We start from the raw sequence: 9582 nt of genomic DNA, 5'->3' as shown, positions 1-9582 counted from the left end.
CAGCTCCACTCCACAACCGGAGGCCTTCACCTACCTACGACATCAGATCGTGTCGTCACACAACCTCGACCAACCTCCCTGGACAGCACACCTAGAAGGTGTGCTCGGCGGCCGGGAACTCGCCGCCCCGGACCTCCTCAGCGAAGCGCCGGGTGGCGTCGGTGAGGACGTCCGCGAGGTCCGCGTACCGCTTCACGAAGCGTGGCGCCTTGCCGGTGCGCAGGCCGGCCATGTCCTGCCAGACGAGCACCTGGGCGTCGGTGTCCGGGCCGGCGCCGATGCCGACGGTGGGGATGGACAGCTCGTGGGTGATCTGCTTGGCCACCACGCCCGGCACCATCTCCAGCACCACCGCGAACGCGCCGGCCTCGGCCACCGCCCGCGCGTCCGCGAGCACCTCGTCGGCCGTGTCGCCCCGCCCCTGCACCCGGTAGCCGCCCAGGGTGTGTTCGCTCTGCGGGGTGAAGCCGATGTGCGCCATCACGGGGATGCCGGCGCCGACGATCGCGGCGATCTGCGCGGCACAGCGCCGGCCGCCCTCCAGCTTCACCGCGTGGCAGCCGCCCTCCTTCATGAACCGGACGGCGGTGCGCAGCGCCTGGGCCGGGCCCTCCTCGTACGAGCCGAACGGCAGGTCACCGACGACCAGGGTCTGCCGGGTCGAGCGCACCACGGCCCGTACCAGCGGCAACAGGTCGTCGGCGGTGATCGGCAGGGTCGTCTCGTAGCCGAAGACGTTGTTCGCCGCCGAATCACCGACCAGCAGCACCGGTACGCCGGCCCGGTCGAAGATCCCCGCCGTGTACTGGTCGTACGAGGTGAGCATCGGCCACCGTTCGCCGCGCTCCTTCGCGGCGATCAGGTCGCGGGTGCGGACCCGACGGGTGGCCGGTCCGCCGTACAGCGCGGTCACCTCGTGCGGAGTGGACTCGATCATGACTGTCTCCCTTCCTCGAGGCCGCCTGCGCGGTCCCCGGGCTTCGCCGATCGTCGCACCGCGCGACAGCCTGGCGGCAGGGCCCAGTGGAAGATGTCACTCCGGAGGCGCGGGACATCAGCCGTGCTCGCGCCACCGGTTCGTGATCGGCAGTCGACGGTCCCGGCCGAACGCCTTCATGGAGATCTTCGTGCCCGGCGCGGACTGGCGTCGCTTGTACTCGGCGGTATCCACCAGTCGCAGCACCTTGTCGACCACGGCCGGGTCGTGGCCCGACTCGACCAGCCCGTCGCGGCCCAGGTCGCCGTCGACGTAGCCGATGAGGATCGGGTCCAGCACGTCGTAGTCGGGCAGGGAGTCGCTGTCGAGCTGGCCCGGGCTCAACTCGGCACTCGGCGGCTTGCCGATCGAGTTCTCCGGGATGGGGGCGGTCTCGCCGCGACGGGCCGCGTCCGCGTTGCGCCACTTCGCCAGACGCCACACCAGCGTCTTCCAGACGTCCTTGATCGGGTTGAAGCCGCCGACCGAGTCGCCGTACAGGGTGGAGTAGCCGACCGCCAGCTCGCTCTTGTTGCCGGTGGTCAACACCAGGTGGCCCTCCTGGTTCGACAGCGCCATCAGGATGACCCCGCGTACCCGGGCCTGGAGGTTCTCCACGGCGATCCCGGACAGCGACAGGTTCGCCAGGAAGGCGTCCACCATCGGCTGGATCGGCTCGACGCGGTAGTCGAGCCCGGTGCGCTTGGCCAGGTCGGCGGCGTCCTCCCGAGAGTGCTCGGAGGAGTGCTGGCTGGGCAGTGACACGCCGACCACCCGGTCCGGGCCGAGCGCGTCGACGGCGATGGCGGCCACCACCGCTGAGTCGATGCCACCGGAGAGTCCGAGCACCACCGAGGCGAACCGGTTCTTGTTGACGTAGTCGCGCAGGCCCAGCACCAGCGCGTGCCAGACCTCGGCCTCGTCGGCGACCGGCTCGATCAGCCCGCCGGTGACGGCCGGGCCGGACGGCGCGGGCGGGGCCGCCTCCACCGCGTGGTACGACACCCGCATGCCGTCGGCGACGCTCTCGCCGCCCGGGGTCGTCGTGGCGGCCGGCAGCTCGACGTCGTGCACGAGCAGGTGCTCGACGAACTGTGGGGCGCGGGTAAGCAGGTCGCCGTTGGCGGCGACGATCATCGAGTCGCCCTCGAAGACCAGCTCGTCCTGGCCGCCGATCATGTTGACGTACGCGATGGTGGCGTTCGCCTCGGCCGCCCGGCGGCGGACCAGCGGCAGCCGGATGTCGTCCTTGTTCAACTCGTACGGCGAGCCGTTGATGTTGACCACGAGGCCGACGCCGGCCTGCCGGGCGGCGGCGAACGGCCCGCCGGCCTGCCACAGGTCCTCGCAGATGGTCAGCGCGACGTCCACCCCGCCGATCCGCACGACGGTCAGCTCCTCGCCGGAGACGAAGTAGCGGTCCTCGTCGAAGACGCCGTAGTTGGGCAGGTGGTGCTTGAAGTAGCGGGCGACCACCTCGCCGCGGTGCAGCAGCGCGGCGGCGTTGCGCGCGCCCCGCCCCGGCTCGGCGTCCCCACTGACCTGCGGCGGGCCGTCGGCGTCCAGGTAGCCGACGACGACCGGCAGGTCACCGAGACCGTCCCCGGCGAGGTCGGCCGCGAGCTGCCGCAGGGCGGCCTGGGACGCGGCGACGAAGGACCGCCGGAAGACCAGGTCCTCGACCGGGTAGCCGGTCAACATCATCTCCGGGAAGAGCACCAACTGGGCGCCGGCGTTGGCGGCCTGGCGGGTCCAGTTGCGGACCAGGTCGGCGTTGCCGGCGAGGTCGCCGACGCTCGGGTTGACCTGTGACAGGGCGAGACGCAGGGTGGGCATGTCCTCATCTTGCCTCAGCTTCGGCCGAGCAATCCGTACCCTCGGACGAGACGGCGGCCACGTGCGGACGCCGCGCGGCCGGCGTGCCGCATCGGTACCGCTCGCCGGGCGGGACGCGAGGGGACGGGCGGCGGCGGTTCGCGTAACGTCTGCGTAACCAGGCCCGGGAACACTGGGCGGTCAGGTCGGGCGCAGCCCGGCCAAGGCGGACAAAGAGTGTCGCGAGGGGTTGGGGAAGTGGACCGTCAGCAGGAGTTCGTCCTCCGTACGCTGGAAGAGCGGGACATCCGGTTCGTCCGGCTGTGGTTCACGGACGTGCTGGGCACGCTCAAGAGCGTCTCGGTGGCGCCCGCGGAGTTGGAAGCGGCCTTCGAGGAGGGCATCGGCTTCGACGGCTCGGCGATCGAGGGCTTCGCGCGCGTCTTCGAATCGGACATGGTCGCGATGCCCGACCCGACCACCTTCCAGGTCTTCCCGTTCGAGGGTGGGGTCAGCGGCGAGAGCGCCCGGATGTTCTGCGACATCCTGCTGCCCGACGGCGGGCCGTCCTGGGCCGACCCGCGGCACGTGCTGCGCCGCGCGCTGTCCAAGGCTGCCGAGAAGGGCTTCACCTTCTACACCCACCCCGAGATCGAGTTCTTCCTGCTGGAGAACGGCCCGCAGGACGGCTCGGTGCCCACCCCGGTGGACACCGGCGGCTACTTCGAGCACACCACCCACGCCGTGGCCCGCGACTTCCGTCGCCAGGGCGTGCTGGCGCTGGAGCGGATCGGCATCTCGGTGGAGTTCAGCCACCACGAGGTCGCGCCCGGCCAGCAGGAGATCGATCTGCGCTACGCCGACGCGCTGACCACCGCCGACAACATCATGACCTTCCGGCACGTGGTCAAGGAGGTCGCGCTCTCCACCGGCGTGCAGGCCAGCTTCATGCCGAAGCCGTTCACCGACCAGCCCGGCAGCGGCATGCACACCCACCTGTCGCTGTTCGAGGGCGAGCGCAACGCCTTCCACGACGGTGGCGACCCGATGAAGCTCTCCAAGGTGGCGAAGTCCTTCATCGCCGGCCTGCTGATGCACGCCCGGGAGTACACGGCGGTCACCAACCAGTGGGTCAACTCGTACAAGCGGCTCTTCCCGCAGGCGCTGCCGGACCGGATCACCGAGAGCCCGGCGTACGTCTGCTGGGGTCACCTGAACCGCTCCGCGCTGGTCCGGGTGCCCGCGTACGGCAAGCCGAACTCGGCCCGGGTCGAGGTCCGCTCGCTGGACTCGGCCACCAACCCGTACCTCGCCTTCGCGGTGCTGCTCGGCGCGGGCCTCAAGGGCATCGAGGAGGGCTACGAGCTGCCGCCGGGCGCCGAGGACGACGTCTGGTCGCTGAGCAGCGCCGAGCGCCGCGCCATGGGGTACGAGGCGCTGCCGGAGAACCTGGCCGAGGCGATCGACGTGATGGCCGAGTCCGAACTGGTCGCCGAGGTGCTGGGCGAGCACGTCTTCGACTTCTTCCTGCGCAACAAGCGGGCCGAGTGGGAGCAGTACCGCCGCGAGGTCACCCCGTACGAGCGGCAGCGTTACCTGGCGCTCTAGGGCAGGGCATCGGCGCGGGGCTGACGCGCTTGCCCGCTGCGGCTATCGTCTCGATCACCGCGCCGGTACCCCTTCCGGGCGGAGAGTCGGGAGGCAGTCGGTGCTGGAGGACCTGCTCAGCGGTGCCTGGCAGAGCGTCGTGTTCGGGATCGTGGGCGTCGGGCTCATGGCGGCCGGGTTCGGGCTCGTCGACCTGCTGACCCCGGGGCGGTTGCGCGAGCTGATCTGGGTCGAGCGCAACACCAACGCGGGTCTGCTGCTCGCCGCCAACCAGCTCGGCATCGCCGGCATCGTCTTCACCGCGATCCTGACCAGCTACAGCGACTTCGCCAAGGGGCTCGCCTCGACCGTGGTCTTCGGACTGGTCGGGCTGGCCATCATGGCGCTGGCCTTCTTCGTGCTGGACCTGCTCACCCCGGGCAAGCTCGGTGAGGTCATCTGCTCGTCCGAGCCGCACCCGGCGGCCCGGGTCAGCGCCGCCACGCACTTCGGTGCCGCGCTGATCGTCTGCGCCTGCATCGCCTGAGCCCGCACGGCCTGAGCCCGCACGGCCTGAGTGCGGGCGTCGTACCCCGGTCGTAGCGTGCCGGGCATGAACCGTACGGACCGCCTCTACGCCCTGGTCGAGGAGCTGCGGGCGGTGTCGCCACGGCCGCGCAGCGCGCGCTGGCTGGCCGTGCGCTTCGAGGTGAGCAGCCGGACCATCGAGCGGGACATCGGCGCGCTCCAGCAGGCCGGGGTGCCGATCTGGGCCGAGTCGGGGCGTACCGGCGGCTACGTCCTGGACCGCGCCCACACCCTGCCGCCGGTCAACCTGACCGCCGCCGAGGCGGTCGCGATGGCGGTGGCGCTGCACCGGCTCGCCGGCTCGCCGTTCGCCGGGCCGGGTGCCACCGCGCTGCGCAAGCTGCTGGCGGTGCTGCCGGCCGCCGACGCCGCCGAGGCGCACCGGCTCGCCGGCCGGGTGCACCTGGTCGGCGACGGGCCGGCCACGCCCGTCCCGGCCACCGTCGCCCACGCGGTCACCGCCCGGCGGGTGCTGCGCATCCGGTACGACGACCGCGCCGGCGTCGACTCGCTGCGGGACGTCGAGCCGCTGGGCTACCTCGGCAACTCCCACCACTGGTACCTGGTGGCCTGGTGCCGCCTGCGCGCCGAGGTGCGATGTTTCCGCACCGACCGGATCCGCGAGGTCGAGGCCCTGCCAGAGGTGGTGCTCCGGGACCTCCGTCCGGAGGACCTGGACATCCCCCACGAGCGGGTCCGCGCGCTGAGTCTGGTCTGAGCGCGCGGTCCGGGTGGCCCACCCGGCCGGGTGATCGGGAAACACCGACAGGACGGTGTCGCGGACGACGTCGAGACTCCTCCGGGAGACGGCCGGACGGCCGGAAACGCGAAGACCTGGAGGCAGTATGTCCGCGACGCCCATCACGTGGTTCGAGATCGGCACCGACCGGCCGGAGGAGGCGGAGCGCTTCTATGGCGAGCTGTTCGGCTGGACCTTCAACGAGGAGGGCTCGGCCGACGGCGGTTCCTACCGGGTGACCGGGGCCGGTGGCGACACCGGGATCGGCGGCGGAATCCGGGCGACCGGCGGCACGTCGCCGAACTACGCGATCCTCTACGCCGAGGTGGCCGACGTCGAGGAGACCTGTCGGCGGGCCGAGGCGGCCGGCGCCCAGGTGGTGGTGCCGGCCCGGACCACGCCCACCGGGCTCACGTTGGCCCAGCTGATCGACCCGGTCGGCAACCGCCTGGGCGTGTTCGCGCCCCCGCCCCGACAGAGCTGATCACTTCTCGGCTGGCCCGGACTGAAGCTCAGGTCCGGGCCGGGCTGAGGCCCTGATCGCGTAGGCCGGCGACGACGATCTGAACGAGGGCGCTGCTGCCACGGTGCCGCGCGGTCGCGGCGCAGCCGATCACGAGGGCTTGAATGTCGTCGGGAGTGACGTCCGGCCGGATGGTTCCGCGTTGCTGCGCCTCGTGCAGGAGGTCGGCGAAGGCGGCGTTGAGGGCGGCGTCCGCGTCGGCGGGTATGTGGTATCCACCGCGGTCCAGCGCGTCCGCGATGGCGCGATTGGTGCGGCAGGCCTCCACCATGACGGTGAAGAACTCGGCGAAGTCGATGCCGGAACGGGCCTTGTCGGTCAGGGCGTGGAGCCGGTCGAGCACTACGGCCTCGATGAGCGACTCCTTGGTCGGAAAGTGCCGATACACGGTGCCGGCGCCGACGCCCGCGCGACGGGCGATCTCGTCGATGGGCACGTCCAGGCCCTCGGCGGCCAGGCTCTCGTAGGCGGCGTTCAGGACGCTCTGGCGATTGCGGCGAGCATCGGCACGCATGAGGATCCTCCGGCCTGTCGACAAGCGGGGCGGCCGTTCCGTATAGTTGAAACGGGGCGACCGTTCCGATTATAGGAGACGCCGTGTGGAGTGCGCGCGACATACCCCGGCTCGACGGCACCACCGCGTTGGTGACCGGAGCTACCGCCGGAATCGGCCTGGAAACGGCAATGGCCTTGAGCGCTCAGGGAGCCCACGTGGTGATCGGCGCTCGCAACGCGGCACGCGGTGCGGACACCCTGCGCGCGTTACCCGGCAGAGGCAGCGTCCTCGCCCTCGAACTCGCCAGCCTCCAAGCCGTGCGGCAGGCGGCAAGCGACCTCCACCAGCGCTTCGAGCGACTCGACATCCTGATCAACAACGCCGGCCTGTGGTGGCAGCCCGCACGGCGTACCCAGGACGGCTTCGAGTCTCAGTTTGGCGTCAACCACCTCGGCCACTTCGCGTTGACCGGTCTCCTCCTCGACATGCTTGAGCGGTCACCGGCCGGGCGGATCGTCACGGTCAGCAGCAAGGGGGCCGCCGCCGGGTCCGTCACGCACCTCGACCCCAGGAACCTCGACGGGTACCGGCCAGCCAAGGCCTACAACGCCGCAAAACTCGCGAATCTGCTGTTCGCGTTCGAACTGCAGCATCGACTCGCCGCGTCCGACTCATCGACGATCAGCCTCGCGGCCCACCCCGGTGGAGCACGCACCAGCCTGTTTCGTGACGCATCGCCAGGCTTCCGCATCGCCAACGCGACGATTGGGTGGCTGTTCACCCAGTCTGCCCAGGCCGGTGCGCTGCCCGTACTCCGGGCGGCGACCGACCCGCGGGCCGCCGGCGGCGAGTACTACGGGCCGGGTGGCCCCGGCCAGTTCAAGGGCGCCCCGAAACCGCAGCGGGCCCCGAAAGGCGCCTACGACCCGGCCACCCGACGTCGACTGTGGGAGATGTCCGAAGTGGCGACAGGCGTCGCCTACCCCTTGCGTGCCGAAGCTGCGCACTGACGATTCCTGCGGCCCGCCCCAGGAGGCCGGACCTGGTCTGACCGGAGGACCAGGGCCGGCCGGGGGCCTACCGGGGCGGCCCTGGTTCCGCCGGGTTACTTGCCGGGCGTACCTGCCGGTGCGCCGTGGCCGCCCGGGCCGCGGTGGCCGCCCGGACCGGGGAAGACGCCGGCCTCGACGGCCTTGGTGATGGCGTCGGCCTGCTCCTGGGTGAGTTTGCCGTCCTTGACCGCCTGGTCCAGCCGCTCCTTGAGCGCGGCCTTGCGATCCTCGGCGGAGTGGCGCTGGGGCCGGTCGGCCGGCCGGTGCTGCTCGCGGATCTTCTCCAGCGCGGCGGTCACCTTGTCGGTGGGCACGCCCAGCTCCTTGGCCAGATCCTCGGCGAACTGACCCTGCCGGTCGGCCTTGGCTCCGGGCGCCGGGGCGGTGCTGGCGCTCGGCGACGGCGAATCGGCGGCGAAGGCGATCGTCGGGGCCGCGATCCCGACGCCGAGGATGCCGGCGGCGGCCAGGCCGGCCAGCATGTGCTTCCTACTGATGGTGCGGGACATGCTCTCCTCCAGAAAGCTAGGTGATACGTGATGTCGTCACCGACAGTGACGGGTGAGCCTGGGCGCGACCCGTGGCGAACCTGTCAGCGAGCTGACAATCGAAGGCGGAAATCGGTTGTGTCGTCGCTTGTCGGGCGGTCAGGGTCGGTCCACCGCCAACGAAGGGACGTACGCCGAGATGAGAGTCGAGATCCGGGAGATCGCACTCGTCGAGCCGGACGCCGGCCCGTACGGCATCACGGTCGGGCCCGACGGCGCGCTGTGGCTGACGTTGGTCCACGGCGGCGGCATCGCCCGCCTGGACCCCGACGGCTCGGTCCGAACCCATCCGCTGGAGCCAGCCGGGGGCCGTCCGTTGATCATCACGACGGGTCCGGACGGTGCGCTCTGGTTCACCCGCTCCGGTGATGACCGGATCGGTCGGATCACCGTCGACGGCGAGCAGCGCACGGTCGCCCTGCCGGCCGGTACCGGGCCGGGTGGCATCGCGGCCGGACCCGACGGGGCACTCTGGTACGCGGGGATGACCTCCGACACGATCGGCCGGGTAACCACCGACGGCACGGCGACCGCCTTTCCGCTGCCGGTCACCGGCGGGTTCCCCTCGATGATTACCGCCGGCGCGGACCACGCCCTCTGGTTCACCCTCAACCGCGCGAACGCGATCGGCCGGATCGCCCTCGACGGCACGGTGAGGCTGTACCCGTTGCCCACCGCGGACGCCGGGCCGGTCGGCATCGCCCTGGGCGCGGACGGCGCCATCTGGTTCGTGGAAATCACCGCCGGCCAGGTCGGCCGGATCGACGTTGATGGCGTGATCGTCGAGTTCCCACTGCCGGACCGGCCCGCGCGCCCGCACGCGATCGTGGCCGACCCAGCGGGTGGGGCCTGGTTCACCGAGTGGGGCGCCAACCGGATCGGCCACCTCGATCCGACTGGACGATTCGAGAGCTACGCCCTACCGACCCCGCAGTCGGAACCACACGGCGTCGTCCACACCCCGGATGGAGTGTGGGCAGCCCTGGAAACCGGCGCACTAGCCCACCTGACCCCCTGACCCATACCCCTCCGACCCCCGGCCCCCGGCCCCCCCCGGGCCCCCGGCCCCCTGGCCTCCCGGCCCCCTGGCCTCCCGGCCCCCTGGCCTCCCGGCCCCCTGGCCTCCTGGCCTCCCGGCCCCCTGGCCTCCCGGCCCCCTGGCCTCCCGGCCCCCTGGCCTCCCGGCCCCGGCCCCCTGGCTTCGTTGATCAAGAGGTTTGCGTCAGTTCCGGGCCGGATTCTGACGCAAACCTCTTGG

At 71.5% G+C, this 9582-nt stretch carries 10 protein-coding genes; 6 read left to right on the top strand and 4 right to left on the bottom strand.

The window, feature by feature from the left end:
• Positions 1–91 precede the first annotated feature (91 nt).
• Both panB and AB0I89_RS33550 read right to left on the bottom strand, forming a co-directional pair.
• On the bottom strand, positions 92–937 hold the full coding sequence (gene panB, locus AB0I89_RS33555) for a 3-methyl-2-oxobutanoate hydroxymethyltransferase (RefSeq protein ID WP_357134865.1): 846 nt from the start codon (positions 935–937) through the stop codon (positions 92–94).
• A 117-nt stretch (positions 938–1054) separates the two neighbouring features.
• The gene (locus AB0I89_RS33550) at positions 1055–2812 is read right to left on the bottom strand and encodes an NAD+ synthase (RefSeq protein ID WP_357134864.1); all 1758 of its coding nucleotides are present in this window, start codon (positions 2810–2812) and stop codon (positions 1055–1057) included.
• Positions 2813–3049: 237 nt separating this feature from the next.
• Between AB0I89_RS33550 and glnA the strand changes: the two genes are divergently transcribed.
• From glnA to AB0I89_RS33530, 4 genes are all read left to right on the top strand, one after another.
• Positions 3050–4399: a type I glutamate--ammonia ligase gene (gene glnA / locus AB0I89_RS33545; RefSeq protein ID WP_355051478.1), complete on the top strand. Its 1350-nt coding sequence runs from the start codon at positions 3050–3052 to the stop codon at positions 4397–4399.
• Positions 4400–4499: 100 nt separating this feature from the next.
• A complete protein-coding gene (locus tag AB0I89_RS33540) occupies positions 4500–4925 on the top strand; it encodes a DUF350 domain-containing protein (protein WP_355051479.1) in 426 nt (141 codons plus the stop codon).
• 66 nt (positions 4926–4991) lie between these two features.
• Positions 4992–5684 (top strand): WYL domain-containing protein, encoded by a 693-nt coding sequence (locus AB0I89_RS33535; RefSeq protein ID WP_357134863.1) that lies wholly within the window; start codon positions 4992–4994, stop codon positions 5682–5684.
• Between the two features lie 127 nt (positions 5685–5811).
• A complete protein-coding gene (locus tag AB0I89_RS33530; protein ID WP_357134861.1) occupies positions 5812–6189 on the top strand; it encodes a VOC family protein in 378 nt (125 codons plus the stop codon).
• Positions 6190–6217: 28 nt separating this feature from the next.
• Here the strand turns inward: AB0I89_RS33530 and AB0I89_RS33525 are convergent, their stop codons facing one another.
• Positions 6218–6742 carry a helix-turn-helix domain-containing protein gene (locus tag AB0I89_RS33525; protein ID WP_357134860.1) on the bottom strand — a complete coding sequence of 175 codons (525 nt, stop codon included), beginning with the start codon at positions 6740–6742 and terminating at the stop codon, positions 6218–6220.
• Between the two features lie 83 nt (positions 6743–6825).
• Here AB0I89_RS33525 and AB0I89_RS33520 point away from each other — a divergent pair, with 83 nt between their 5' ends.
• On the top strand, positions 6826–7734 hold the full coding sequence (locus tag AB0I89_RS33520; RefSeq protein WP_357134859.1) for an oxidoreductase: 909 nt from the start codon (positions 6826–6828) through the stop codon (positions 7732–7734).
• A 95-nt stretch (positions 7735–7829) separates the two neighbouring features.
• On the opposite strand, the gene AB0I89_RS33515 is transcribed toward AB0I89_RS33520, so the two are convergent.
• Positions 7830–8285 carry a hypothetical protein gene (locus tag AB0I89_RS33515; protein ID WP_357134858.1) on the bottom strand — a complete coding sequence of 152 codons (456 nt, stop codon included), beginning with the start codon at positions 8283–8285 and terminating at the stop codon, positions 7830–7832.
• A 178-nt stretch (positions 8286–8463) separates the two neighbouring features.
• Between AB0I89_RS33515 and AB0I89_RS33510 the strand changes: the two genes are divergently transcribed.
• Entirely contained in the window at positions 8464–9342 is an 879-nt protein-coding gene (locus AB0I89_RS33510) for a virginiamycin B lyase (RefSeq protein WP_357134857.1), read from the top strand.
• Positions 9343–9582 lie beyond the last annotated feature (240 nt).

The sequence above is a fragment of the Micromonospora sp. NPDC049801 genome (genome assembly GCF_040656575.1).
GTDB lineage: Bacteria > Actinomycetota > Actinomycetes > Mycobacteriales > Micromonosporaceae > Micromonospora.
The sequence above is the reverse complement of the archived record's forward strand: the minus strand, read 5'-3'. Positions and strand labels throughout refer to the sequence as shown.